General features: G+C 67.1%; 24 protein-coding genes. 1 reads left to right on the top strand and 23 read right to left on the bottom strand.

What is annotated here, in order from left to right; translation table 11 throughout:
- The first annotated feature begins 2 nt into the window (after positions 1–2).
- Positions 3–575 (top strand): DUF3043 domain-containing protein, encoded by a 573-nt coding sequence (locus MRBLWO13_RS12800; protein WP_341974379.1) that lies wholly within the window; start codon positions 3–5, stop codon positions 573–575.
- A gap of 62 nt (positions 576–637) precedes the next feature.
- Here MRBLWO13_RS12800 and MRBLWO13_RS12795 read toward each other — a convergent pair whose 3' ends face one another.
- The 23 genes from MRBLWO13_RS12795 to murF form a co-directional block, all read right to left on the bottom strand.
- Positions 638–1,660, bottom strand: a complete 1,023-nt coding sequence (locus MRBLWO13_RS12795; protein WP_341974378.1) for a quinone-dependent dihydroorotate dehydrogenase — start codon at positions 1,658–1,660, stop codon at positions 638–640.
- Between the two features lie 10 nt (positions 1,661–1,670).
- Positions 1,671–2,141, bottom strand: coding sequence for a transcriptional regulator NrdR (gene nrdR, locus MRBLWO13_RS12790; protein ID WP_341974377.1), 471 nt, complete (start codon positions 2,139–2,141; stop codon positions 1,671–1,673).
- A 10-nt stretch (positions 2,142–2,151) separates the two neighbouring features.
- On the bottom strand, positions 2,152–3,456 hold the full coding sequence (gene hisD, locus MRBLWO13_RS12785; protein ID WP_341974376.1) for a histidinol dehydrogenase: 1,305 nt from the start codon (positions 3,454–3,456) through the stop codon (positions 2,152–2,154).
- Positions 3,457–3,458: 2 nt separating this feature from the next.
- Positions 3,459–4,667, bottom strand: coding sequence for a hypothetical protein (locus MRBLWO13_RS12780; protein ID WP_341974375.1), 1,209 nt, complete (start codon positions 4,665–4,667; stop codon positions 3,459–3,461).
- Between the two features lie 68 nt (positions 4,668–4,735).
- Positions 4,736–8,248, bottom strand: coding sequence for a DNA polymerase III subunit alpha (gene dnaE / locus MRBLWO13_RS12775; protein ID WP_341974374.1), 3,513 nt, complete (start codon positions 8,246–8,248; stop codon positions 4,736–4,738).
- A 69-nt stretch (positions 8,249–8,317) separates the two neighbouring features.
- Complete coding sequence (locus MRBLWO13_RS12770) at positions 8,318–9,346, bottom strand: hypothetical protein (protein WP_341974373.1); 1,029 nt, start codon at positions 9,344–9,346, stop codon at positions 8,318–8,320.
- Entirely contained in the window at positions 9,321–9,926 is a 606-nt protein-coding gene (locus tag MRBLWO13_RS12765) for an RNA polymerase sigma factor (RefSeq protein WP_341974372.1), read from the bottom strand. Before MRBLWO13_RS12765 ends, MRBLWO13_RS12770 begins: the two co-directional genes overlap by 26 nt.
- A 43-nt stretch (positions 9,927–9,969) precedes the next feature.
- Positions 9,970–10,542, bottom strand: a complete 573-nt coding sequence (locus tag MRBLWO13_RS12760; RefSeq protein WP_341974371.1) for a GNAT family N-acetyltransferase — start codon at positions 10,540–10,542, stop codon at positions 9,970–9,972.
- A 14-nt stretch (positions 10,543–10,556) separates the two neighbouring features.
- Positions 10,557–11,327 carry a polysaccharide deacetylase family protein gene (locus MRBLWO13_RS12755; protein WP_341974369.1) on the bottom strand — a complete coding sequence of 257 codons (771 nt, stop codon included), beginning with the start codon at positions 11,325–11,327 and terminating at the stop codon, positions 10,557–10,559.
- 188 nt (positions 11,328–11,515) lie between these two features.
- Positions 11,516–12,436 carry an RluA family pseudouridine synthase gene (locus tag MRBLWO13_RS12750; RefSeq protein ID WP_341974368.1) on the bottom strand — a complete coding sequence of 307 codons (921 nt, stop codon included), beginning with the start codon at positions 12,434–12,436 and terminating at the stop codon, positions 11,516–11,518.
- 2 nt (positions 12,437–12,438) lie between these two features.
- A complete protein-coding gene (gene lspA / locus MRBLWO13_RS12745; RefSeq protein ID WP_341978391.1) occupies positions 12,439–12,996 on the bottom strand; it encodes a signal peptidase II in 558 nt (185 codons plus the stop codon).
- A 51-nt stretch (positions 12,997–13,047) separates the two neighbouring features.
- Positions 13,048–13,650: a DivIVA domain-containing protein gene (locus tag MRBLWO13_RS12740; protein WP_341974367.1), complete on the bottom strand. Its 603-nt coding sequence runs from the start codon at positions 13,648–13,650 to the stop codon at positions 13,048–13,050.
- Positions 13,651–13,810: 160 nt separating this feature from the next.
- On the bottom strand, positions 13,811–14,107 hold the full coding sequence (locus MRBLWO13_RS12735; RefSeq protein WP_341974365.1) for a YggT family protein: 297 nt from the start codon (positions 14,105–14,107) through the stop codon (positions 13,811–13,813).
- Positions 14,108–14,110: 3 nt separating this feature from the next.
- Entirely contained in the window at positions 14,111–14,593 is a 483-nt protein-coding gene (sepF, locus tag MRBLWO13_RS12730) for a cell division protein SepF (RefSeq protein WP_341974363.1), read from the bottom strand.
- Between the two features lie 42 nt (positions 14,594–14,635).
- Positions 14,636–15,334: a YggS family pyridoxal phosphate-dependent enzyme gene (locus MRBLWO13_RS12725; RefSeq protein WP_341974362.1), complete on the bottom strand. Its 699-nt coding sequence runs from the start codon at positions 15,332–15,334 to the stop codon at positions 14,636–14,638.
- 14 nt (positions 15,335–15,348) lie between these two features.
- Positions 15,349–16,497 carry a cell division protein FtsZ gene (gene ftsZ / locus MRBLWO13_RS12720; protein ID WP_341974361.1) on the bottom strand — a complete coding sequence of 383 codons (1,149 nt, stop codon included), beginning with the start codon at positions 16,495–16,497 and terminating at the stop codon, positions 15,349–15,351.
- Between the two features lie 181 nt (positions 16,498–16,678).
- A complete protein-coding gene (locus MRBLWO13_RS12715) occupies positions 16,679–17,491 on the bottom strand; it encodes an FtsQ-type POTRA domain-containing protein (RefSeq protein WP_341974360.1) in 813 nt (270 codons plus the stop codon).
- Between the two features lie 108 nt (positions 17,492–17,599).
- Positions 17,600–19,000 (bottom strand): UDP-N-acetylmuramate--L-alanine ligase, encoded by a 1,401-nt coding sequence (gene murC, locus MRBLWO13_RS12710; protein WP_341974359.1) that lies wholly within the window; start codon positions 18,998–19,000, stop codon positions 17,600–17,602.
- Positions 19,001–19,051: 51 nt separating this feature from the next.
- The gene (locus tag MRBLWO13_RS12705; RefSeq protein ID WP_341974358.1) at positions 19,052–20,140 is read right to left on the bottom strand and encodes a UDP-N-acetylglucosamine--N-acetylmuramyl-(pentapeptide) pyrophosphoryl-undecaprenol N-acetylglucosamine transferase; all 1,089 of its coding nucleotides are present in this window, start codon (positions 20,138–20,140) and stop codon (positions 19,052–19,054) included.
- Positions 20,137–21,375, bottom strand: coding sequence for a putative lipid II flippase FtsW (gene ftsW, locus MRBLWO13_RS12700; RefSeq protein ID WP_341974357.1), 1,239 nt, complete (start codon positions 21,373–21,375; stop codon positions 20,137–20,139). The genes MRBLWO13_RS12705 and ftsW overlap by 4 nt, the downstream gene beginning before the upstream one ends.
- Positions 21,344–22,882, bottom strand: coding sequence for a UDP-N-acetylmuramoyl-L-alanine--D-glutamate ligase (gene murD / locus MRBLWO13_RS12695; protein WP_341974356.1), 1,539 nt, complete (start codon positions 22,880–22,882; stop codon positions 21,344–21,346). The genes ftsW and murD overlap by 32 nt, the downstream gene beginning before the upstream one ends.
- The gene (gene mraY / locus MRBLWO13_RS12690; RefSeq protein WP_341974355.1) at positions 22,872–23,978 is read right to left on the bottom strand and encodes a phospho-N-acetylmuramoyl-pentapeptide-transferase; all 1,107 of its coding nucleotides are present in this window, start codon (positions 23,976–23,978) and stop codon (positions 22,872–22,874) included. The genes murD and mraY overlap by 11 nt, the downstream gene beginning before the upstream one ends.
- A complete protein-coding gene (gene murF, locus MRBLWO13_RS12685) occupies positions 23,975–25,387 on the bottom strand; it encodes a UDP-N-acetylmuramoyl-tripeptide--D-alanyl-D-alanine ligase (protein ID WP_341974354.1) in 1,413 nt (470 codons plus the stop codon). Before murF ends, mraY begins: the two co-directional genes overlap by 4 nt.
- Positions 25,388–25,389: the final 2 nt, after the last annotated feature.

Raw genomic sequence — 25,389 nt, 5'->3', positions numbered from 1 at the left:
TCGTGGCCAATACCCCTGCCTCCCCATCGACGAACGACGACGCCTCTGAGACGCCCGCCGTCGGAAAGGGACGCGCGACGCCCACCCGTGCGCAGCAGGAGGCGGCGCGCCGCCGTCCCCTTGTCGCGAACACCAAGGAGGCCAAGGCGGCGGCTCGCGCTGAGCTCAACGAGCGCCGCGCACGCGCGCAGGCCGGAATGGCTGCCGGCGAGGACAAGTACCTGCCGCCCCGCGATAAGGGACCCCAGCGCCGCTGGGTCCGTGACTACGTGGATGCCGGCTGGCACCCCGCAGAGTTCGTGATGGCCGTGATGGTCCTCGTCATCCTGGCGTCCCTCGCCCCTGCCAACCTCGCGATCGCCTATTACGCGTACATCGTGATGATGGCGTATCTGCTGATCGCCGTCGGCGGGATGATCCTGCTCGGCCTGCGCGTGAAGCGCAAGGCTGCGGAGAAGTTCGGCAAGGAGCGCCTGGAGAAGGGCCTCGGCTGGTACGCGGCCATGCGTGCGCTCCAGATGCGGTTCATGCGCCTTCCGAAGCCGCAGGTCAAGCGCGGCAACTACCCGGCCTGACTCGCCTCGTCTTCGAGAAAAGCCTCATGCTCCCGGGAGCATGAGGCTTTTCTCGTCAGAGCTCAGCCGCGGCGCAGCCCGCGATTGATCTCGCGACCCCAGAACGGGCCGCGGTAGAGGAACGCCGTGTAACCCTGCACGAGAGTGGCCCCGGCATCCAATCGCTCCTGCACATCGTCGGCCGTCTCGACACCGCCGACGGCGATCACGCAGAACTCCTCGGGCACCGCCGCGCGCACGACCCGGAGCACCTGCAGCGACCGCTCCTTCAGCGGGGCGCCGGACAGACCGCCGGCGCCGGCCGCTTCGACCGTCGCTGCATCCGTACTCAACCCGTCGCGGCTGATGGTCGTGTTGTGGGCGATGATGCCGGCCAGACCTTCGGCGACAGCCATCTGCGCGATCGCCGTGATCTCGTCATCCGGAAGGTCGGGAGCGATCTTCACCAGCAGTGGGGTCTCCCCCGCTGCCGCACGCACCGCCCGCAGCAGCGGCGCGAGCGTCTCCACAGCCTGCAGGCCACGGAGACCGGGGGTGTTCGGCGATGACACGTTGACGGCGAGATAGTCGGCCAACGGAGCGAGTGTGATTGCGGATGCGACGTAGTCGGCCGTGGCGTCCTCCACCTCGACCACCCGGCTCTTGCCGATGTTCACGCCGATCACCGTGTCGGGCGCACCCCGACGCAGCCGTGCGAGGCGGCGTGCCGCAGCATCCGCTCCCGCGTTGTTGAAGCCCATGCGGTTGATGACGGCACGATCCGCGATCAGCCGGAACAGTCGCGGCTTGGGATTTCCCTCCTGCGGGATCGCCGTCACCGTGCCGACCTCGACGTGGCCGAACCCCAGGGCTGCGAGACCACGCACTCCGACGGCGTTCTTGTCGAACCCGGCGGCGATGCCGAACGGCGAGGGGAAGACGAGCCCGAGGGCTTCGACCTGCAACGCGGGATCCGGGCGGGTCAGCGCACGAGTCGCCCAGGAGAACGGCGGCACGCCGAGGATGCGGATCACCGCCATGCCGGCATGGTGGGCGAACTCGGGGTCGAAGCGCGACAGGACGGCGCGGAAGAGCAGCGGATACATCCCTGCCAGGTTACCGTTCGTCGGGCTCGGACTTCGCGTGGTCCCGGCGCAGATCGCTGATCGCGCTCTCGAAGTCGTCCAGAGAGTCGAAGGCCTGGTACACGCTCGCGAAGCGCAGATAGGCCACACGGTCGAGGTCGCGCAGCGGACCGAGGATCGCCAGCCCGATCTCGTTCGTGTCGAGCTGCGACACCCCGGTCTGCCGGACGGCCTCCTCGACGCGCTGAGCGAGGATCGCGAGATCAGCCTCGGTGACCGGACGCCCCTGACATGCCTTGCGGACGCCTGCGATCACCTTCTCGCGACTGAACGGCTCCATGACGCCTGATCGCTTGATCACGTTCAGGCTCGCGGTCTCCGTCGTCGTGAACCGCCCGCCGCATTCCGGACACTGACGGCGTCTGCGGATCGAGAGCCCGTCATCGCTCGTTCGCGAATCGATCACACGGGAGTCCGGATGCCGGCAGAAGGGGCAATGCATGTCGTCTAACCTACGCCGTGAAACGGGCCTCGATCGCTTCGCCGTGCGCGGGCAGCACCTCGGCGTTAGCCAGCGCGACCACACCCTCTCGCACCGCGGCGAGGGCCGCGTGGTCGTATTCGATCACCTGCTGGGGGCGCAGGAAGGTGTAGGCGCCGAGGCCAGGAGCGTAGCGCGCCTGTCCGCCGGTCGGCAGGACGTGATTGCTGCCGGCCATGTAATCGCCGAGACTGACCGGGGTCTGGTCGCCGACGAAGACGGCGCCGGCGCTCGTGAAGGCCGCCGCCGCCTCTCGCGCATCCGACAGGTGAAGTTCGAGGTGCTCGGGAGCGTAGGCATTGCTGAACGCGGTCGCCATCGCCCGGTCGTCGACCAGCACGATCGCCGATTGCGGACCGTCCAGCGCCGCTGCGACGCGGACACTGTGTCGCGTCGCCGCCGACTGCCGCTCGACCTCGACGACGACCTGCGCCGCGAGTTCGGGCGAGTCGGTGACGAGCACGGCCGATGCCTGCTCGTCGTGCTCGGCCTGGCTGATGAGATCGGCCGCGACGAGACGCGGGTCGGCATCCGCATCGGCCACGATGAGAATCTCGGTCGCGCCCGCCTCGGAATCCGTGCCGACGACGCCGGCGACGGCACGCTTCGCCGAGGCGACGTAGTTGTTGCCCGGTCCGGAGACGACGTCGACGGGATCGAGGCCGATGGTCGGCACGCCCCACGCGAAGGCGCCGACGGCGCCGGCACCGCCCATCGCGTAGACCTCGGTGATGCCGAGGAGACCGGCGGCAGCGAGGATCGTCGGGTGGACCCGCCCGTCCTGATCGGACTGCGGGGGCGATGCGAGTGCGATCTGCTGGACGCCGGCGACCTGCGCGGGAACCACGTTCATGATGACGCTCGAGGAGAGGGGCGCTTTGCCCCCGGGGATGTAGACCCCGACTCGGCCGACGGGTTGCCAGCGCTGGGTGATCCGCGCACCCGCGCCGATGTCGGTCGTCTGGGCAGCCGGAACCTGCGCTGCGGATCCCTGCCGCACGCGGCTGATCGCCTCCTCGAAGGCGGCGCGCACGATCGGGTCGACGGATGCCAGGGCCTCATCGATGTGCTCCGCCGGAACGCGGACGGCGTGGCCGACGACTCGATCAAAGCGCTCGGCCTGCTCGCGCAGTGCGTCCTCACCGCGCTCGCGCACGTCGTCGACGATGCGCGTGGCCGCCTCAAGCGCCTCGGCGCGGGCTTGTGTGGCGCGCGGCACGGCCGCGAGCATGTCAGCGGGCGAGAGCTCGCGCCCTCGAAGGTCGATGGTGCGCACGTTCAGCCTTTCGCGATGTCTGCGAGGTCGTGCAGGTAGCCGATCCGACCATCGTCGTGCCGCACCACGTAGGCGCCGCCTCGGTCTTCGATCACGAGCGCCCACGCGCCGGGACCGATCCGGAAGAGCGTCTCACCGCGCTCGTCGTGGACGTCGCGCTCGGTCGGCGCGAGGATCCAGAACGGCTGGGCGGCGGGTGCCGACTCGCGCGGGTTCGTCGCGTCGAGATCGGTGGCGTCATCCAGATCGGCTGCGGGATCCGCATCGTGGCCGGCGGATGGCTCGGAAAGCTCCTCGACGAGAGCGTCGAAGCCGTCCGCGGCGCCGTGCTCGTCGTTCTCGACCGGTTCAGCCTGCCAATCGGCATCCTGTCCCCGCGACCGCCGCGAGTAGGACGGAGCATATGTGTCAGCCGCGGTGGTCTCCTCGGTCCCGGTGCCGCCGTTGGAGGCGTGAGCGGCGAGGGGCACCTGACCTGCGAAGTCGGCCCGGAGGATCTCGTCCGTCGTGTGCTCACCCGACAGTTCGAGGTCGAGCACCATGGTGGCCGATTCGTTCTGCGGCGCATCCGCCGTGGCCGAATCCGACTCGGCGACGGCCGCGCCGGGAGTTTCAGGTGCGTGCTCGGGAGCGACGGGGCGAGGGCGGGCGATCACGGGACGAACCGGATTCGCGTTCCGGTGGGCCAGTGTGACGAGGCGCCCCTGGAAGTCCTCCTTGAGGCCGGGGATGATGGGCGCGAAGACTGTGAACGCGACGAGAGCCAAGGAGACGATCACCTGGACGACGCCGTTCCAGGGCAGAGTCCAGCTGCCATATCCGATCGAGGCCGCCACCGCTCCCCACAGACTGCCGAGCCACACCGTCGCCGAGACTGAGAAGGCGACAGAGGCGAACTGATCGATACCGAGCGAACCGACTCGGCGGATGCCGTCCGGTGAGAATCGGCGCAGGACCAGCAGGAAGACCGCGACCGTCGGCAGGCCGATCGGCAGGATCCACTGGATCCCCACCGCCCAGATCGACGCTTCGCCGACGAGGGGGAAGAACGAGACGACGAAGGCGACAAGCCACGCGGCGACGATGAGCAGCTCACGAAGCGTGAAACCGAGGATCCCGTACTCGGGAGTGACCTCCTCGTCATAGAGCACGCCGTCCTCGATGAACGCTTCGCTCTCGCTGTCGGTGAACTCGGGCTGGTCGGTGCTCATAGTGGTCCTTTCGTCGCGGTGCGCGGCGGGGTCTTTCCGCGCTCCCAACGCGTCCCGATACTACCCGGTCATCCCAAACAGGACGGCCCGAGCAGAGACTTGAGGTCACCGAACAGGTCGGCTGTCACCTTGACCGGCATCGGCACCTCGAACACCTTCGCGGTGCCGCCGCGGTGTACGCGCAAGACGACCTCGGTCTCTCCGGAGTGCCGACGCAGCACCTCGGCGAGCTCGTTCATGACGCGTTCTGTCGCGCGCTGTTCCGCCAGCACGAGTGCAAGCGGTCCGGCCGCATCGAACGAGCCGACGTCGGGTGCGAAGGCGGATTGTGCGTGCAGGTTCAGCCCGTCGTCACGGCGCGACACGCGTCCGCGGACCGCGAGGATCGAGTCCTGCTGCAGGACCAGCTGGAACTCGGTGTAGGTCTTGCCCATGAACATCACGGTGACCTCTCCGTTGAAGTCCTCGACGGTGATCATGCCGTACGGATTGCCGCTCGACTTCGCCACGCGGTGCTGAACGCTGGTGACGAGGCCAGCGACGGTGACCTGCTCGCCGTCCTGGATGTCCTCGGAGTTGTTCAGGTCGTGGATCGAGATCGAGGCATGTTTCGCCAACGGCACCTCGAGTCCGGCGAGCGGGTGATCGGAGACGTAGAGCCCGAGCATCTCGCGCTCGAAGGCGAGCTTGTCCTTCTTCGTCCACTCCGGCCGATCCGGCACCTTCGCATCGTGCTGCGGCTCATCCCAGAGGCTGTCGAAGTCGAAGCCGACCTCGCCGTGGGCCTCACGACGCTTGTCGAGGACGATCTGCTCCACAGCGTCCTCATGGATCTCCATGAGTGCGCGACGGGTGTGCCCGAGTGAGTCGAACGCTCCCGCTTTGATCAGCGACTCCACGGTTCGCTTGTTGGCGACGTGCAGTGGAACCTTGCCAAGGAAGTCGTGGAACGAGGCGAAGTTCTCTTCCTGGCGAGCCTGGACGATGCCGTCGACGACGTTGCTGCCGACGTTGCGCACCGCGCCGAGACCGAAGCGGATGTCTTCCCCGACGGCGGCGAAGAAGTTGATGGACTGACCGACGTCCGGCGGGAGCACCTTGATGCCCATGCGGCGGCACTCGTTGAGGTACAGCGCCATCTTGTCCTTGGAGTCGCCGACGCTGGTGAGCAGCGCAGCCATGTACTCCGCGGGATAGTGCGCCTTGAGATACGCCGTCCAGTACGAGATCACGCCGTAGGCGGCCGAGTGCGCTTTATTGAAGGCGTAGTCGGAGAAGGGGAGCAAGACGTCCCAGATCGCCTTCACCGCACCATCCGAGTAGCCGTTCGCGTGCATTCCGGCTTGGAAGCCCTCGTACTGCTTGTCGAGCTCGGACTTCTTCTTCTTGCCCATCGCGCGACGGAGGATGTCGGCCTGCCCGAGGGAGAAGCCCGCCACCCGCTGCGCGATCGCCATCACCTGCTCCTGGTAGATGATCAGGCCGTAGGACTCGTCGAGGATATCGGCGATCGACTCGGCGAACTCCGGGTGGATCGGGGTGATCTCCTGCAGGCCGTTCTTGCGCAGCGCGTAGTTGGTGTGCGAGTTCGCACCCATCGGGCCCGGTCGGTACAGGGCGATGAGCGCCGAGATGTCACCGAAGCTGTCGGGCTTCATCAGTCGCATCAGCGAGCGCATCGGACCGCCGTCGAGCTGGAACACGCCGAGCGAGTCGCCACGGGCCAGCAGGTCGTAGGACCCCTGGTCGTCGAGGGCGAGCTCTTCGAGGACCAGGTCCTCGTCGCGGTTCAGTTTGATGTTCGCGAGGGCGTCGGAGATGATCGTCAGGTTTCGCAGCCCGAGGAAGTCCATCTTGATGAGGCCGAGGGATTCGCACGACGGGTAGTCGAACTGCGTGACGATCTGACCGTCCTGCTCCCGCTTCATGATCGGGATGATGTCGATCAGCGGGTCGGAAGACATGATGACGCCGGCGGCGTGCACGCCCCATTGACGCTTCAGGTTCTCCAAGCCCAACGCCGTGTCGAAGACCGTCTTCGCCTCGGGGTCGGTCTCGATGACCACCCGGAACTCGCTGGCTTCCTTGTAACGCGGATGCTTCGGGTCGAACATCCCGTCCAGCGGCATGTCCTTGCCCATCACGGCCGGCGGCATCGCCTTGGTGAGCTTCTCCCCCATGCTGAACGGGAAGCCGAGAACGCGGCCGGCGTCCTTCAGCGCCTGCTTCGCCTTGATCGTGCCGTAGGTGACGATCTGGGCGACGCGCTCGTCTCCGTACTTGGCGGTGACGTACTGGATCACCTCGGCGCGTCGACGATCATCGAAGTCGACGTCGAAGTCGGGCATAGAGACGCGGTCCGGGTTGAGGAACCGCTCGAAGATGAGTCCGTGCTCGATCGGGTCGAGGTCGGTGATCCCCATGGCGTAGGCGGCCATCGACCCTGCACCGGAACCGCGGCCGGGGCCGACGCGGATGCCGTTCTTCTTCGCCCAGTTGATGAAGTCGGCGACCACGAGGAAGTAGCCCGGGAACCCCATCTGCGTGATGACGCCCGATTCGTACTCGGCCCGCTTGCGCACGTCATCCGGGATCCCGTGCGGGTAGCGCATCTGGAGACCCTGCTCGACCTCTTTGATGAACCAGCTCTCCTCGGTCTCGCCCTGGGGCACCGGGAAGTTCGGCATGTAGTTCGCACTGGTGTTGAACTCGACCTCGCAGCGCTCAGCGATGAGCAGCGTGGAGTCGCAGGCCTCGGGGTTGTCGCGGAAGATCTGACGCATCTCGGCCGCGGACTTCACGTAGTAGCCGTCGCCGTCGAACTTGAAGCGATTGGGGTCGTCGAGCGTCGAACCGGACTGCACGCAGAGGAGAGCGGCGTGACTGGTGGCGTCGTGCTGGTGCGTGTAGTGGAGGTCGTTGGTGCCGACGAGAGGGATGCTGAGATCTTTCGCGATCTTCAGCAGGTCGGTCATGATCCGGCGCTCGATGGAGAGGCCGTGGTCCATGATCTCGGCGAAGTAGTTCTCCTTGCCGAAGAGATCCTGGAACTCGGCCGCCGCGGCACGTGCCGCATCGTACTGGCCGAGGCGCAGTCGGGTCTGGATCTCCCCCGACGGGCAGCCGGTCGTGGCGATGAGTCCCTTGGAGTACTTCTGCAGGATCTCGCGGTCCATGCGGGGCTTGAAGTAGTACCCCTCCATGCTCGCCAGCGACGAGAGCCGGAAGAGGTTGTGCATGCCCTCCGTCGTCTCGCTGAGGAGGGTCATGTGCGTGTACGCACCGGAGCCGGAGACGTCATCACGCTGCTGTTCGGGCGATCCCCACCGCACGCGCGTCTTGTCGCTGCGGTGCGTGCCAGGGGTGACGTACGCCTCGATGCCGATGATCGGCTTGATGCCGGCATCCTTCGCGGTTTTGTAGAACTCGAAAGCGGCGAAGGTGTTGCCGTGGTCGGTCACCGCGACCGCCGGCATCCCCTGTTTCACCGCTTCTTGAATGAGCGGCCCGACCCGCGCAGCACCGTCCAGCATCGAGTACTCGCTGTGCACGTGCAGGTGAACGAAAGAGTCGGATGCCATGGGTTCAAGTCTACTTTCGACCGCCGACACCGCAGGTCGGTGTCGGCGGTCGTGAGGTGGATGCCCGAGCTACTGAATCGGCACGGATACAGGAATCTCGTCGACGACGGTTACGTGAATCCGACTGGACCACCGATCGTCGTCGAGGTTGCCGCGACCGACGATCAGCCCCTGCGAGGTGTCGACATCGACTGTCTGCATCCAGTTGCTCTCGCCACCTTCGGGGAAGGCGATCGTCGTGATGTCACCGTCGACGCGCTCCACGCGAGCGCCGTCAACAAGAGCGAGCGCCTGGAACATTGCGGCGCGGAGGTCGGCTGGGGCGAGGTTGAAGTCAATCGGCTCGCCGAGCCGGGGCGGCGCGCACTCAGAAAGATAGATGTACGAGTAGTTCTCGAGCCACGCGACGAGCTCACCTGGGTCACGGGGCATCTCACTGTAGTAGCACTCCAGTGCGTTGCGATGGAACTGCGTGTTCGGGTCAAGCGCATCCGGCTCGCGATACAGACCGCCCGGATAGACGTCGACCCTGACGTTGTACTCGAGCTGACTGAGACCACCCTCCGCCTGCAGGGCTTCGGGCCCCGAGATCTCCAGCAGTTCCGTCGATTCTCCATAGTCTTCGACCCAATCGCCGGAGCGATCCGCCGGCACGTAGAGCGATCTCGACTGACGTATCGTAGCCGTGGTCACCGATTCGTTGCTGTCCCAATAACCACCGTCAGGACTGCTTTCATCCGATCGCCAGCCCAAACGCTGCGTAGAGACTTCCTGGATTCGGATGTACTGACCTGGAGCAGGATCGAGGACCGTCGCCGTGAGCGTCGCCTCTGCCGCAGCATTCAGCACCTCGGCAGCGGAAGCACTCGGCGGTGCCGGCGGCGCCAGCACCGACCCGACGACGATCGCGATCATCGCGGTTCCGGCTACCAGCCCGCCGATGCCGATACCCATCCACCGACGCCTGCGTCGGCGGATGGCAGGCAGGGTGCGTCTCTCAATCTCCCGTGTCAGCGACATCCGCGCGAGGTTGATGTTCTCGTCGTCGATTGGTGCCTCGTCGGCACCGATCTCACGAACTCGTTCCAAGAGCTGCATCGCTCTCCTCCTTAGCCATCCAGGTCAGCCGGGTCGCACCGTGCGAACCGGGAGGTGCGAGCTTTCGACGGACGCGGTTCAGTCGTGACCGCACCGTTCCGACAGGCACACCGAGAGCTTCCGCGATCTGGTCATAAGAGAGGTCGCCCCAGGCATGCAGCAGCAGGGTGTCCCGGTCGCGTGTGGCCAGCGCCGCGATTCGCGGCGCCAACTCCCTCAAGGCCGCGTCGGCGTCGAGCCGGGAGTCGGATGCCGCATGCGGCGTCTCCACGGCAACTGAATCAGCCGATGCCGACGCCTCGAACGCTCGCCACTGCCTGGCCTCTGCGGCGCGGTGACTCTTCACTACCCGCGTCGCGATGCCGAGCAGCCACGGCCGCGCGGACTCCCATCTCCCGTCGAACGATGCCCGACGCCGGAAAGCGACAAGAAACGTCTCGCTGAGTGCGTCGTCAACGGCATTCGCCCCAACCCTGCGCCTGATGTACCCGCCCACGGGACGCACGTGCCGCTCGAAGATCTCGGAGAATGCTCCGGGCTCGTCGACCGACCGCGTGATGATCTCGCTGTCTGTGCTCACACTATGTATTGCGCCAGAATCGAGAAGCGGTTCACGATTTCTTTCACGAGAGGTCGAGGCACATGAGCACGCGAGGGAAACCGTCGATCACTGACCCGGTGTCAGCCGCCTTCTCGAAGCCCGCACGTTCGAACATGGCGCGTGTCCCGACATACATCATGGTCTGATTGACCTTCGCCCCGTCGTTGTCCACCGGGTATCCCTCGATCGCCGGGGCACCGCGTTCCCGGGCATACGCGACGGCGCCGTCCATCAGGGCGTGCATGAGCCCGAGTTTCCGATGCCCTGGACGGACCCGGAAACACCAGAGCGACCAGACGTCGAGGTCGTCGACATGCGGGATCAATCGGTTCCGCGCGAAGCTCGTGTCTCGCCGCGGATGCACGGCCGCCCAGCCGACCGGCTCGTCGTCGAGGTACGCGATCACTCCGGGCGGTGGATCTTGCGCGCACAGCTCACGGACGCGGTTCGCGCGGTCCTCACCGATGAGCGCCACGTTCTCCTTGCTGCCGATGCGGTAGCTCAGACAGAAGCACACATTCGACGTCGGCTTCTTCGGTCCCACGAGCGCTGCGACATCGTCGAACGCGGTCGCCGGGCGCACTTCGATGTTCATGAGGCCATTCTCCGTCAGGCGTCCACGTGGACGAATCGAACACCATAGGCCCGCAGATCGGAGATCGCTGCCAGCGCTCCTGCCGCGGTTCCGCCGTCCGGCCGGTTCATATGCGCCAGAACGATGCTTCCAGCGGCGGCCCGCCCGAACTCGTGGCGCACCGCGCTTGCGGAATAACTGGCACCGCCATCGCCGTTGACGTTGAACCCGATCGGTATCTCGCCGAGCTCGTGCACGATCCGCACCGCGACATCGTCGTAGTGCGCTGTGCCTGCGCGGAAATAGCGCGGAGGATGCCCCACGAGTTCTGTGAGCACCTGATGGTTGCTCCACACCTCGTCGACCGCACCTGCCGCGGACCCTGTTCCCGGAATCCCATACGCGGCCGCGCCCGTGACCGAGAGCGGATGGTGCCCGGTGCCGTGGTTCGCGAGAAGGAAAAGCGGATCCGCCGCGAGCTCTGCCGCCAGCTCCGCATGGGTCTCGACCCAGCGCTGGTTCAGAAACAGCGTCGCCGGCACCGTCGCGGCGCGCAGACCATCGATCAGCGCGTGATCGACGTTCGAACCGCCCGATCCTCCGCACGCGTCGAAGGTCAGCGCCACCCGTGCCGCTCCGTGCTCGTCCGTCGGGTTCACCAGCTCCGACACGACGCCAGGCAGGTGCATCCCCCACGACGACGGCACGAGACCGTGGTGTCGTGCCGCGATCGTAACGGGATCGGGCAGCACCGGAGTCGGCGTCGGAGTCGACACCGGCATCGGCATCCGCGTCGGCGTCGGCATCCGCGTCGGAACAGCAACTTCTGACGGGACAGTCGGACGCGGAGCACACCCGATCAGTCCGAGCGCAAGGACTCCGAGCAGTGCGGTACGTCGGTCAATGGGTCGTCTCACAAGCGCCTCCCCCTCAGCGGCGCATCCACGCTAGCGCACCGGCTGCGGGTGCCAGGAGAGAGAGAAGGGGGCGTTCGCTATTCCCCGCGGAGCACGTCGAGCGCGTGACGGAAATCGGCCGGATACGGTGACTCGAACTGCACCCACTCGCCGGTGGCGGGATGGTGGAAGGCGAGCTGGTGCGCGTGCAGCCACTGCCGTGTCAGGCCGAGTCTGGCTGCCATCGTCGGGTCGGAACCGTACAGCGGGTCGCCCACGCACGGATGCCGGTGCGCGGCCATGTGCACGCGGATCTGATGCGTGCGGCCGGTTTCCAGGTGGATCTCCAGGAGCGATGCCCCCGGAAAGGCCTCGAGCGTCTCGTAGTGCGTGACCGACGGCTTGCCGTCGGGGATCACCGCGAACTTCCAGGAGTGATTCGGGTGTCGCCCGATCGGCGCATCGATGGTGCCGACGAGCGGGTCCGGATGCCCCTGAACCACCGCGTGGTAGATCTTCTCGACCGTGCGCTCCTTGAAGGCGCGCTTCAGCGCGGTGTAGGCGGTCTCAGTCTTCGCGACCACCATGAGCCCGCTGGTCCCCACATCGAGCCGGTGCACCACGCCCTGGCGCTCCGGCGCACCGCTGGTCGCGACACGGAAGCCTGCGGCGGCCAGAGCGCCGACGACGGTCGGCCCCTCCCAGCCGAGCGACGGATGGGCGGCCACGCCGGTGGGCTTGTCGACCACGACGATGTCGTCGTCGTCGTAGACGATGCCGAGATCCGGTACCGGGATCGGAATGATCCGCGGCTCCTCCTTCGGTTGCCATTCGACCTCGAGCCAGCCACCGCCGCGCAGACGATCGGACTTGTCGAGCGTCACTCCATCGAGCTGCACACCACCGGCGGCGGCGACGTCAGCGGCGAAGGTGCGCGAAAAACCGAGCATCTTCGCCAGCGCAGCGTCGACCCTCGTACCGTCCAAACCGTCGGGGACGGGAAGGGAACGGGATTCCACGCTCAGCGCTCCACGTCGGCGGTCGTCGACCCATCCGGCTTCTCGGAAGTCGCCGCATCGGCGTGCGCTGCCGCCTCTGCCGCAGCATGGTCACGCTCGCGGGTGCCGTCGAAGCGCAGCCCGAACACGACGAGGAGCGCGACCGAGATCATGCCAGTGACGATGAAGATGTCGGCGACGTTGAAGATCGCCGGCATCATCCAGGGCATCGAGATCATGTCGACGACATGCCCGACCGGAAAACCCGGCTCGCGGAGCAGACGGTCGGTCAGGTTGCCGAGCACGCCGCCGAGCAGGCATCCGAGAACCAGAGCCCACAAGCGCGAACGCAGCGAAAGCGCCTTCCAGATGATCACACCGGCGACGATCGACAGAGCGATCGTGAAGATCCAGGTGACCTCAGAACCGAGCGAGAAAGCCGCTCCGGGGTTGCGCACGTAGTAGAGCTGGAGAAACTCTCCGAGCACAGGCACGGACTCCTGCAATGGCAGGTTGGTGATCGTGAGGTGCTTCACAAACTGATCGGCGGCCAGTACGAGCGCTGCGAGAATCGCAACGATCGCACCGGCCGCCGACCGACGAAGGGGACGACGTCCTGGCAAAGGGTCGACCTACAGTCCGATCGCCGAGACGGGGGTCGAGTCCGTCGACGCCGACTTCTCGTCGAGGTCGCGGAGCTGACCCTCGATGTAACCGCGCAGCTGGTTGCGGTAGTCACGCTCGAAGTTGCGGAGTTCGGTGATACGGGCCTCGAGCTGGTTGCGCTCGCGCTCCATGCGGGAGGTCTCTTCGCGCTGCTTGGCCTCGGCCTCGCCGCGGATGCGGCTGACCTCGGTCTCGGCCTCGGCGATGAGCTGGTTGCGCTTCGCCTCACCCTCGGCGACGTGCTCGTCGTGCAGACGCTGCGCGAGCTCGATGATGCCTGCGGTCGCGGTCGCGGAGCCGGATGCTGCGGGCTCGACGGGGACCTCGGCGACGGCGACCGGCGCGGGTGCCTCGACGACGGCAGCGGGAGCCGGAGCGGCGGCCTCAGGAGTCGCACCGGACTCGTAGGCGGCCAGCTTGGCCTTCAGCTCGACGTTCTCCTCGAGGGCCTTGCGCCACTCGATGACGATCTCGTCGAGGAAGTCGTCCACCTCGTCCGGGTCGAAGCCGTCCTTGAAACGGACGTGCTGGAACTGCTTGGTGACGACGTCATCCGGGGTAAGTGCCATGGGTGGCTCCTCTTTCGATGAGTTCTGTTGCCAGTTTCGATGTATGGCGTGGTCGTGATGTGGCGCGAATCCGGGGCGCGCACCTGGGAGCCAAGCATAGTCCCCGCATCTGAATGTCGCGATGTCGCGACACCCGTGCGCGACGAAGTCGCTGCGCAGATCAGACGAAGATGCGCACGATGTTCATGAGGATCAGCACGATCAGCATGGTGAGTGCGAAACCAAAGTCCAGCGACAGCGTTCCGATGCGCAACGGCGGAATCAATCGCCGGAAGAAGCGGATCGGGGGGTCGGTGATCGTGTAAACGATCTCAGCGACGATCAGGCCAGCGCCCTTCGGACGCCATTCCCTGTTGAACAGCGGAATGTAGTCGAGGATGAGGCGTGCGAAGAGTATGAAGATGTACAGCAGAAGCACCAGATGAACGATGCTCGCGGCAACGGAGACCAGCTCCACGGGCTACGACTGGTCGAAGCCCGCAGACTCGGCGTCTGCGTGTGCGATTCCCCCGTGGCCCGACACCGCGATGTTCTCCGGCGACAGCAGGAAGACCTTGGACGTCACGCGCTCGATGCGGCCGTAGAGGCCCAGGGAGAGACCGCTGGCGAAGTCGATGAGGCGGCGCGCGTCGGCGTCGCTCATCTGCGAGAGGTTGATGATCACCGGGACGCCCTCGCGGAAGCTCTCAGCGATCAGCTGAGCGTCGCGGTACTGCTTGGGGTGCACCGTGAGGATCTCGTTCACCGTGCCCGCAGCAGGCTGCCGCACGGCGACGGGGCGACGCAACGGCGTGACGGGCGCCGGGGCGGCCTCTTCACGGTCACGCTGCTCGCGGTCGCGTTCGCGGTGTGCGCGGGCAGGAGCTTGCGTCTCCTCCTCGTACACCTCTTCCTCGTCGGCGAGGCCGAGATACACCATGGTCTTCTTCAGCGGGTTACCCATCGTGTCCTCCGGTTCGAACGTTCGGGCTGGTCTGTTTAGAGGTTAACCCCGGTCGGGCCGGGGTCCCGTGATTGCGGAGCCGATCCGCAGGTGTGTCGCACCTGCGGCGATGGCCTCGGCGAAATCGCCGGTCATGCCGGCGGAGATCCATGTCGCATCCGGCGCGATGAGGCGGATCCGGTCGGCGACGACGCGCAAGCGCGCGAAGGCGGATGCCGGTTCCTCATCGAGCGGGGCCACGGCCATCACTCCACGGAGCCGCAGCGAGGGCAGGCCGAGCACGTGCTCGGCGAGAGCGTCTGCCGCGCCCGGCTCGACTCCCCCGCGCCCGGCGTCGCCGGTGAGATTGATCTGCACGAGCACGTCAAGCGCGGAGTCGTCCTCCGCCGCACGATGGAGCGCATCGGCCAGCCGTTCGCGGTCGACCGAGTGCACGGCATCCGCCCCGCTCCTGATCGCCGCCGCCTTGTTCGTCTGCGCCTGGCCGATGAAATGCCAGCGCAGGTCCGCCAAGACCGGTCCCTGAGCCTGCCGAAGGGCGTCGACTTTGGCGGACATCTCCTGCTGCCGATTCTCACCGACGTCGCGCACGCCGAGCGCATGGAGCTCCCGGACGACGGATGCCGGATGGAACTTCGTCACCACGATTCGGGTGATCTCCCCGGCATCGCGGCCTGCTCGGCGCGCGGCGTCCGCGATCTGCGTGTCGATCGCCGACAGCCGCGCAGCCAATTCACTCAAATCGGATTCCCGTGTTACTTCAGGAACTCAGGAATGTCGATGTCGTCCTCGGCGAACGCCGGCTCGATGCTGGTCGCGGGGACCCGCTGGGCCGATTCGGTCTCGGTCTTCTCCGGCGTGGCCGGAGCATCGGAGACGCTGGAGAGCGGCACGTCGGGCAGCGTCGCCGCTGCCGCCGGACGGCTGACCACCATCGGGTCCAGGCGCAGCGTGGGTTCTCCGCTGTCGAAGCCGGCGGCGATCACCGTGACGCGCACCTCGTCGCCGAGAGTGTCGTCGATGACCGTTCCGAAGATGATGTTCGCCTCGGGGTGCGCCGCCTCCTTGACGAGGTCCGCGGCGTCGTGGATCTCGAAGATGCCGAGGTTCGAACCACCCTGGATCGACAGCAGCACGCCGTGCGCGCCCTCGATGCTCGCCTCGAGCAGCGGCGACTCGACCGCGAGCTCGGCGGCCTTGATCGCACGGTCGGCGCCGCGCGCGGAGCCGATGCCCATGAGCGCGGAACCCGCACCCTGCATGACCGACTTGACGTCGGCGAAGTCGAGGTTGATGAGACCAGGAGTCGTGATGAGGTCGGTGATGCCCTGCACACCGGCGAGCAGCACCTGATCGGCGGTGGCGAATGCCTCGATCATCGAGATGCCGCGGTCGCTGATCTCGAGAAGACGGTCGTTCGGCACCACGATGAGGGTGTCGACCTCTTCCTTGAGCTTGGCGACGCCCGCCTCGGCCTGGCTCTGGCGGCGGCGGCCCTCGAAGGAGAACGGCTTGGTGACGACACCGATGGTGAGCGCGCCGATGGACTTCGCGATACGCGCGACGACGGGTGCGCCGCCGGTGCCGGTGCCGCCGCCCTCGCCCGCGGTGACGAAGACCATGTCGGCCCCGGTGAGAGCCTGCTCGATCTCTTCGGCGTGGTCTTCTGCGGCGCGGCGACCCACCTCGGGGTCGGCGCCGGCACCGAGGCCACGGGTGAGCTCGCGGCCCACGTCGAGCTTGACGTCGGCGTCGCTCATGAGCAGTGCCTGTGCGTCGGTGTTGACAGCGATGAACTCGACTCCGCGGAGGCCGAGATCGATCATGCGGTTGACGGCGTTGACGCCGCCACCGCCCACGCCGACGACCTTGATCACGGCGAGGTAGTTCTGGTTCTGGCTCATGGCCGGCCTCCGAATAGTCGAGCCTGTCGTTTAGGCGAGAAACCAGAGTGTGAACCTTAAACCTCAACTAGAGGTGTAAAGTATTTCCCGGTATTGGTTTCTCTTGTTCGAAGGTAAGCGCCGCGTGCTCGCGGGCCCGCAGCGACACGGGCGTGTCGCGCGTTTGCCGTGCAGATCCGGCTCAGCCGACGACGGCGAGCTCGGGCGAGGAGACATCGATCGTGCTGGCGTCGGGTCTCGCAGCCATCGTCCTGCTCAGAGCCACCGCCTTGTCGCGGGACTCCTCGGCGCTCCCCCACACCACGATCAGTCCCGAGGCGAGGGTCAGCGTGACGTCATCCGCGGTTGACGCGCGGGCGCTCGTGACCACGGCGCGCACATCGGCCGGCAACGACCGCATGACCAGCCCGATGCTCTCGAAGGCCGTGGAGTCGACTCCGCCTTCGACCTCGATCAGCGGCTGGCCAGCCGGCTGGTCGCTCGTCGTCGCGAGCGCGACGCCTGCGGCATCGACGAGTGTGTAACCGGCATCCGATTCGATCACGCCGACCGGCGTGCGCTCGACGATGCTGACCGTGAGGTCATGCGGCGGCTTCGCCTCGAGCGCGTACGTCTCGATCAGGGGGAAGGCGAGCAGCGCCGCCTTCACCTCACTGGTGTCCACCAGCGCCAGGGGTGTGCCGATCTGGGCACTCAGCGCCGCTTCGACGGTCGCCGGGTCGAGTGTGGACGCGCCCACCACGGTGATCTTCTCCACGGCGAAAAGCGGGCTGTAGGCGGCGGCAACGCTCCCGCCGATCAGCACCAGCACCGCCCCGATGCCCGTGAACCAGATGATGCGGCGACGACGGGAGCGCTGCGTGAAGCGGCGGATCTCGGCGCGCAGCGCCTTGCGGCGCGCACGTGCTGCCCGCCAGACATCGCGACTCGTCGTCGGCGTTGCGAACTCCTCCGGCAGGTCCTGCGCCGTCTCGCTCGGATTCGAATCCGCCACCCGCTCGCTTTTGTCGGGCTTCTCGGCCTGACGGCGAGAGCGCGAAACCGGTTGCGAAGGTGTCTCCTTCTCCGCCGGCGTCGGCAGGGGTGCGGGCCGGCGCATCTGCTAGGCCCCGGGGGTCTGCCGCAGCGACTCGAGCACCTGCGGGATGATCTGGTACACGTTCCCGCAGCCGAGGGTGATCACGAAGTCACCCGGGCGAGCCACGGTGGCCGTGTAGTCGGCGGCATCCTGCCAGTCGGCGACGTAGTGCACGTTCGCAGCGTCGCGGAACGCGTCGCTGACCAGCTCGCCGGTCACGCCCGGCACCGGGTCCTCCCGCGCACCGTAGACATCGAGCATCACGGTGTGGTCCGCGAACTCCTCGAGCACGTCGGCGAACTCCTGGTACATGTGCTGGGTGCGCGAATACGTGTGCGGCTGCTGGATCGCGATGATGCGCCCCTCACCGGCCAGGGTGCGCATCGCCTCGAGCGCTGCGCGGACCTCGGTCGGATGGTGCGAGTAGTCGTCGTAGACGGCGACGCCGCGCTCGACTCCGTGCTGCTCGAGGCGGCGGACCGTACCGGCGAAGCCCTCCATCGCCCGCGTCGCGTCACTGAGTGAGAAGCCGAGTGCCCGCAGCACCGCGATACCGCCGGCCGCGTTGATCGCGTTGTGCACCCCCGGCACGGCCAGCTGCAGGCGCGCGCTCTCGACCCCGTGAGAGATCGTGGCCGAGACCGGCCCGTCGGTGACGATGTCCGTGACGCGCACGTCGGCATCGACGGCCTTACCGAACGTGATCACGTTCGGATGCGTCAGCCCGGCGCTCACGCGGAGGGCACCGGGGTCGTCGCTCGAGATCACGACCGCCTCCGTCGCGGCATTCGCGAACCGGATGAAGGCGTCGTGGAACGCCTCGTCGGAGCCGTAGTGATCGAGGTGGTCCGGGTCGACATTGGTGATCAGCGCGATCGACGTGTCGTACAGCAGGAAGGTTCCGTCGGATTCGTCGGCTTCGATCACGAACAGGTCGCCGGAGCCGCTCGCACTGGACAGGCCGAGCTGCTCGATGACCCCGCCGTTGACGAAGTTCGGGTCGGCGCCCAGCTCGCGCAGCGCCGTGACGATCATGCCGGTCGACGTGGTCTTGCCGTGAGCACCGGCGACCGAGACGAGACGGCGCGAGCCGATCAGCCAGTGCAGCGCCTGGGAGCGGTGGATGACGTGCAGCCCGCGCTCCTTCGCCAGCAGGAACTCCGGGTTCTCCGGCCAGATGGCTCCGGTGTGCACGACGGTGTCCGCATCGCCGAGGTGTGCGGCGTCGTGCCCGACGTGAACGGTCGCCCCGGCGGCGGCAAGCGCGCGGAGGTTGTCGCTGTCGGCGCGGTCGGAACCGGAGACGCGGATGCCGGCATCCAGGAACATCCGGGCGAGTCCGCTCATACCGGAACCACCGATGCCGATGAAGTGCGCGGCGGTGATCGTCTCGGGAATCGGGAGGGAGAGGTCGGGTCTGATCATGTCGGGACTAGTCTACTTTTCCGTGGGTGCGTTTCGTCTCGCCGCGCTCGCTCAACGAGCGGATGCGGAGGCACCCAGGGCGCGATCGATCAGCGCGACGACGTTCTCGGTGCCGTTGCGGGTACCGGTGCGCTCCGCAGCCGCGGCCATCCGGGCCAGGCGTTCACGGTCTCCGAGAAGGGGGACCACGATCCGTCGCACGGCATCTCCGTCGAAGGTGGCATCGTCGAGCAGCTCCGCCGCACCCGCGGCGACCGACGATGCGGCGTTCAGGCGCTGTTCGCCGTTTCCGACGGAGTACGGGACGTACAGAGCCGGAATCCCGAGGGCGCTGATCTCGCTGACCGTCGCCGACCCCGACCGCGAGACGATGAGGTCGGCGAGGGAGAACGCGAGGTCCATCCGGTCGACATACCGCCGGACGACGTACCCGGGCACCTCGGGGTCGACGAGATCGCTGCGCTCCCCCGTGACGTGCACAAGCTGCCAGCCCGCCGCGAGGACGTCTGCCCACGAATCCGCAAGCGCCTCATTGAGGCGCTGCGCGCCCAGCGAACCGCCGAACGCGAGCAGCACAGGCCGGTCGGGGTCCAGGCCGAACGCCTCCGCGGCCTCCGCACGCGCCGCGCGCCGATCGAGGGCGATGATCTCGCTTCGCAGGGGCATGCCGACCACTTCGCTCCCCCGCAATGGCGTGCCCTCGAACGCGACGCCGACGGCCGCCGCACGCCGCGCGCCGAGGACGTTCGCGAGTCCGGGCTTCGCGTTCGCCTCGTGCACCACGAAGGGGATGCCCTCGCGCCGCGCGGCGACGTACGCCGGCGCCGACGCGTAGCCGCCGAAGCCGACGAGCACGTCGATTCCGTGTGCGCGGATGTGCGCGCGCACCTGGGCGATGGCTCGGCGGAAACGCCCGGGGAACGCCGCCGCCTGCTTGTTCGGACGACGAGGGAACGGCACCTTGTCCACGATGAGCAGCTCATAGCCGCGCTCGGGCACGAGACGGGACTCCAGCCCCTCCGCCGTGCCGAGCACGAGGACGGAAGCCTCAGCATCGCGCGCACGCAGCGAATCGGCGACGGCGAGCAGGGGGTTGACATGGCCGGCGGTTCCTCCGCCGGCAAGCAGGTACGTGGTCACCTGGTGACCCTACCCCGCTCTGCCGAAGGAGTGCGGACGGCCTTGCCCCGCTCGGTGGCCGGAAGCGTGCGTGCGAACGCGAGGAGCACACCGCAGGCGATGAGCACGGCGAGCAGGGCGGTGCCGCCCTGAGACATGAACGGCAGCGGCACGCCCATCACCGGGAAGATTCCGATCACGACGCCGATGTTGATCACGGCCTGCCCGACGATCCAGACGGTGATGCCACCGGCAGCGACGCGGATGAAGGGATCCGACGTCTTGCGGATGATGTGGAACGCGCCGACGGCGAAGAACGTGAAGAGGGCGAGCACGACGACACAGCCGATCAGTCCCAGCTCCTCGCCGACGATCGCGAAGATGAAGTCGTTGCCCGGCGCGGGCAGCCAGCCGTATTTCTCCTGCGAATTGCCGAGCCCCAGGCCGAAGATGCCGCCGCTCGCCATGCCCCAGATGCCGTGGATCGACTGATAGCAGTCGCCGTAGTACTGCGACATGTCGTCGCACGTCGCCGTGATGCGCCGCAACCTGTCCGGGCTCGTCAGCGCGTACGCCAGCACCGCGGCCACGCCGAGGATCACCGGCAGGATGAACAGTCGCAGCTTCACTCCGGAGAAGAAGAGACAGCCGAGGAGGATGAGTACGAGCACCATCGACGTGCCCAGGTCCTTACCGGCGAGAACCGTGCCGATGGCGAGGACACCGACCGGGATGACAGGGATGAAGACCTGGTGCCAGGTTCCCAGCATCGCCTGCTTGCGCAGCAGGACGTAGGCGATCCAGAGCGCGAGGGCCAGCTTGAGGAACTCCGAGGGCTGGAGCGTGAATCCCGCGATCTTGATCCAGTTGCGGTTTCCGCCGCCCTCGTCGCCGAGCGGCGTGAAGACGAGAAGTTGCAGCGCGACGGCGCCGAACAGTGCCGGCCAGGCGATCTTCTTCAGGAACGGCACCGGAAACCGGCTGATCAGGAACATCAGCGGAACACCCAGTATCGCGAACACGCCCTGTCGCAGGGCGCCGTCCATCGGATTGTCACCGTTGGCCACCGCCGTCGCGCTCGTGGCGGAGAGCACCATCACGAGGCCGAAGATCGTCAGCAGCAGGGCGGTCGATGTGATGAGGAGGAACTCCGTCGACACCGGGGTGAAGCGGCGCCCGAGCGTGACGCGGGCGGCGAGTCCGCCGGACTCGGAGCGCCCGGCTTCACCGCGTGGGGTTCGGGCGACCTGTGTCATCGGCGTTCCCCCGGTCGATCCAGTCCCGCACCGCTTCGGCGAAGCGATGGCCGCGATCCGCGTAGCTGGAGAACTGGTCGAAGGATGCCGCCGCCGGGGCCAGCAGAACCGTACCCTCGTCGTCGACGATCCCCGCCGCGATCTCCACGACACGGTTCATGACGTGTCCAGTCTCGCCAGCTTCCACCTCGAATACGGGCACTGCGGGCGCGTGTCGCTGGAATGCCGCGACAACGGCCGACCGTTCGACCCCGATGACGACGGCTGCACTGGCCGTCGTGCCGACTTCGGCGACGAGGTCGGCGATGTCCACGCCCTTGAGATCGCCTCCGACGACCCAGACGGCACCGGGAAAGGCACGCAGCGACGAAGCCGCGGCATGCGGGTTCGTCGCCTTCGAATCGTCGACCCAGGTGATGCCGGCGTGCCGGGCGATCACCTGAATGCGGTGGGCATCCAATCGGAACTTCAGAAGTGCCGCGTGGATCGCCGCCGGTGCGACGCCGAGAGAGCGGGCGAGCGCACTGGCGGCGAGGATGTTCTGCACGATGTGCGGTGCCGACAATCCCGCATTCTCGAGATCCGCGACCGTGGTCAACTCCAGGGCGCTGCGCGCGCGGTCTTCATGGAACGCGCGATCGACGAGGAGTCCCTCCACGACGCCGAGGTCGCTGGGCCCGGGGACGCCGAGGTCGAAGCCGATCGCCCTGGCGCCCTCGATGACGTCGGCGTCCTCGACCATGCGTCTGGTGGCCTCATCGGCCTTGTTGTAGACGCAGGCGATCCGTGTGTTGCGGTACACGAACGCCTTCGCGTCGCGGTAGGCGTCGGCGCTGCCGTGCCATACCAGGTGATCGTCGGCGAGGTTGAGGCAGACGGCCGCGTAGGGGAACAGCTCCCCCGCGGCCGTCGACTGCCCGAGGTACCAGAGCTGATGACTGGAGAGCTCCACGACCAGGACATCGAACCCTGAGGGGTCGCGCACGGCATCGAGCACCGGCACGCCGATGTTCCCGCACGGAGCCGCGCGCAGCCCGCCCTCGACGAGCAGCGACGCCGTCAGCTGCGTGGTCGTCGTCTTGCCGTTCGTGCCGGTGATGAGAACCCAGTCCGCCGGCGTGCCGTCCGCGCGGACGACCTTGTCGCGAAGGCGCCAAGCCAGTTCGATATCGCCCCAGAGGGCGATGCCAGAATCCTGAGCCCAGCGGATCAGCGGATGCGAGGGCGAGAACCCTGGAGAGGCGACGATCACCTCGGGGGCGAAATCGGTCAGGGCATCAGGGACGGCCGCCAGCGAGCCGAGCTCGAACCGGGCGCCGATCACGGGCAGCAGTCCCTCGTATTCGTCCGCAGCGGTCTCGCTGAGCACCAGGACGTCGGCGCCGAGCTCGGTGAGAGTGTCGGCGACCGAGAAGCCGGTCATCGAAAGGCCGAGAACCGCGACCCGCAGTCCCCTCCAGTCGGCGTGCCAGCTGGTCAGAGCATCCAGGCGCGCTTCAGTCGACACGCGTCAACCACTCGACGTAGAAGAGTCCGACGGCCGACACCGCCAGCAGGCCCGCGATGACCCAGAGGCGCACGACGATGGTGACCTCCGGCCAGCCGCGCATCTCGAGATGGTGGTGGAACGGGCTCATCAGGAACAGCCGCTTGCCGCGAGTCGCCTTGAAGTAGGTGCGCTGCAGGATCACCGACCCGGAGGAGATCACGAAGACCCCGGCGATTACGAAGAGCAGCAGTTCGGTGCGGGTGAGGATCGCCATCGCCGTGATCACGCCACCGATCGCCATCGAGCCGACGTCGCCCATGAAGACCTTGGCCTTCGGGGCATTCCACCAGAGGAAGCCGATGAGCCCGGCGGCGAACGACGCGGAGATGATGGCGAGGTTGAACGGATCGCGCACCTCGTAGCATCCGCTGAGGGCCTCGGTATCCACGACCGTGCACGACTGCTTGAACTGCCAGAACGCGATCAGGCTGTATGCACCGACGACGAACACACCGGCTCCAGCCGCGAGGCCGTCCAGCCCGTCAGTCAGGTTCACGCTGTTCGAGGTCGCCACGCCGATGATCGCGATCCACACCAGGTACAGGACCCATCCGAGGATCGCGCCGAACACGAAGAGGTTCAGCCACGTGATGTCGCGGAACAGCGAGATCGAGCCACTCGCCGGTGTCTGATCGAACGTGTTCGGAAAGTTCAGGGCGACGACGCCGAACGGGATGATCACGAGCAGCTGCCCGATCACCTTCCTCCAGCCGGAGAGGCCGAGGCTGCGCTGACTGCGCACCTTCATGTAGTCGTCGATGAAGCCGACGGCACCGAACCCGACCATCAACCAGATCACCAGGATCGACGACAGCGCAGGCACTTCGCCGCTGACGTACACACCGGTGAAGTAACCCACGATGGTGCCGAGGATGAAGATCACCCCGCCCATCGTCGGCGTTCCGCGCTTCGCCTCGTGGCTGGGGTTGGCGATGTCCTCGGGGGTGCGGATGACCTGCCCCCATCCCCATTTGCGGAACAGCCGGAGGAAGACAGGAGTCAGGAAGAGTGTGAAGGCGAGCGATATCGCCGCCGCCATTAGCAGGGACCTCACGAGAACAATTCTCCCAGACGATCGCCGAGATGCCGAAGGCCCACGGAATTGGATGATTTCACGAGCACGCGGTCGCCGTCGCGAAGTTCTGTGCGCAGGTATTCGAAAGCGGCATCCTGATCGGGCAGATGCACGGCCTCGCTGTCCCAGGAGCCTTCACCGACGGCGGAGAGGTAGAGACGGCGGGCCTCAGGGCCGACGACGACGATCCGCTGGATGTTCAGGCGCACGGCGAGCAGGCCGATACGGTCGTGCTCCTCCCCCGTGCTCTCACCGAGCTCTGTCATCGCGCCGAGCACGGCGACGGTTCGCTCACCGGGGCCGGTGATCTGAGCAAGAGTGCGAAGGGCTGCCGCCATCGAGTCGGGGCTGGCGTTGTACGCATCGTTGATGATGCGCACGCGGTCGCTGCCGAGTGGCTGCATCCTCCAGCGCTCCGCGATCTCCACGGTCTCCAGACGGGCGATCGCATCCGCAACCGACACGCCCAGCACGCCGGCCGCGGCGATCGCCGCCAGCGCGTTGCCGACATGATGCGCGCCGAGCACCTGCATGTGGAGCGGGAATCGGATGCCGTCGACTTCGACGGTGCAGCGCGTGCCGGATGCCGTCACTGCGACGTCGTCCGCCCGGATGTCTGCGGCGGCGCTCTGCCCGAAACCGACGACGCGCATACCGCGCTCAGTGGCGAGTTCCCGCATCGCGGCCACTCGAGAATCGTCGATACCCAGAACCGCCGTGCCATCGGCTCGCGCCGCGGCCACCAACTCCGCCTTGGCCTTCGCCGTCTCCTCGATGCCGCCGAACCCGCCGGCATGGGCAAGGCCCACCATCAAGACGACCGCGACGTCCGGCTCGACCAGACCGGCGAGGTGAGCGATGCTCCCCGGTGCCGCTGCGCCGAACTCGCTCACCAGATACCGCGTGTTCTCGGTGACGCGGAGCATGGTGACGGGAGCGCCGACCTCATTGTTGAACGACCTGACGGGCGCGACGACCTCGCCCTCGTCCGACAGGATGCGAGCGAGGAAGTTCTTCGTCGTGGTCTTGCCGTTCGAGCCCGTGATGCCGACGATCCTCAGATTCCCGATGGCGCGCACGCGCCCCACGACCTCCTTGGCCAGATCAGCCAGGGCCGCGATCACATCCGTCACCACGATCTGGGTCACAGCTTCATCGACCGGCCGCTCGACGATCGCCAGGACGGCTCCCGCCTGAGCGGCGGCGCCGACGAAGCGGTGCCCATCGGTCTCGGCCCCGGGCTTCGCGACGAAGATCGACCCCGGCTCCATCTCTCGGGAGTCCGTGTCGACCACTCCCCTCACCACCGTGGTGGCGGTGTCGTCTCCGACGAGACGCAGGTCACCACCGGTGATGGCGGCGATCTCAGCAAGCGACAGGGCGATCATGA

This window comes from Microbacterium sp. LWO13-1.2 (assembly GCF_038397725.1).
Classification (GTDB): Bacteria; Actinomycetota; Actinomycetes; order Actinomycetales; family Microbacteriaceae; genus Microbacterium.
This window is presented reverse-complemented; position numbering and strand designations above follow the sequence as displayed.

What these genes read in the sequence shown, in the direction of transcription:
- nrdR (WP_341974377.1), bottom strand. Translation starts at nt 2,141, where the DNA reads ATGCATTGCCCCTTCTGCCGGCATCCGGACTCCCGTGTGATCGATTCG.
- MRBLWO13_RS12795 (WP_341974378.1), bottom strand. Translation starts at nt 1,660, where the DNA reads ATGTATCCGCTGCTCTTCCGCGCCGTCCTGTCGCGCTTCGACCCCGAG.
- MRBLWO13_RS12740 (WP_341974367.1), bottom strand. Translation starts at nt 13,650, where the DNA reads ATGGCACTTACCCCGGATGACGTCGTCACCAAGCAGTTCCAGCACGTC.
- MRBLWO13_RS12760 (WP_341974371.1), bottom strand. Translation starts at nt 10,542, where the DNA reads ATGAACATCGAAGTGCGCCCGGCGACCGCGTTCGACGATGTCGCAGCG.
- sepF (WP_341974363.1), bottom strand. Translation starts at nt 14,593, where the DNA reads ATGGGTAACCCGCTGAAGAAGACCATGGTGTATCTCGGCCTCGCCGAC.
- murF (WP_341974354.1), bottom strand. Translation starts at nt 25,387, where the DNA reads ATGATCGCCCTGTCGCTTGCTGAGATCGCCGCCATCACCGGTGGTGAC.
- MRBLWO13_RS12780 (WP_341974375.1), bottom strand. Translation starts at nt 4,667, where the DNA reads ATGAGCACCGACCAGCCCGAGTTCACCGACAGCGAGAGCGAAGCGTTC.
- MRBLWO13_RS12755 (WP_341974369.1), bottom strand. Translation starts at nt 11,327, where the DNA reads ATGCCGACGCCGACGCGGATGCCGATGCCGGTGTCGACTCCGACGCCG.
- ftsZ (WP_341974361.1), bottom strand. Translation starts at nt 16,497, where the DNA reads ATGAGCCAGAACCAGAACTACCTCGCCGTGATCAAGGTCGTCGGCGTG.
- MRBLWO13_RS12770 (WP_341974373.1), bottom strand. Translation starts at nt 9,346, where the DNA reads ATGCAGCTCTTGGAACGAGTTCGTGAGATCGGTGCCGACGAGGCACCA.
- murC (WP_341974359.1), bottom strand. Translation starts at nt 19,000, where the DNA reads ATGATCAGACCCGACCTCTCCCTCCCGATTCCCGAGACGATCACCGCC.
- ftsW (WP_341974357.1), bottom strand. Translation starts at nt 21,375, where the DNA reads ATGACACAGGTCGCCCGAACCCCACGCGGTGAAGCCGGGCGCTCCGAG.
- dnaE (WP_341974374.1), bottom strand. Translation starts at nt 8,248, where the DNA reads ATGGCATCCGACTCTTTCGTTCACCTGCACGTGCACAGCGAGTACTCG.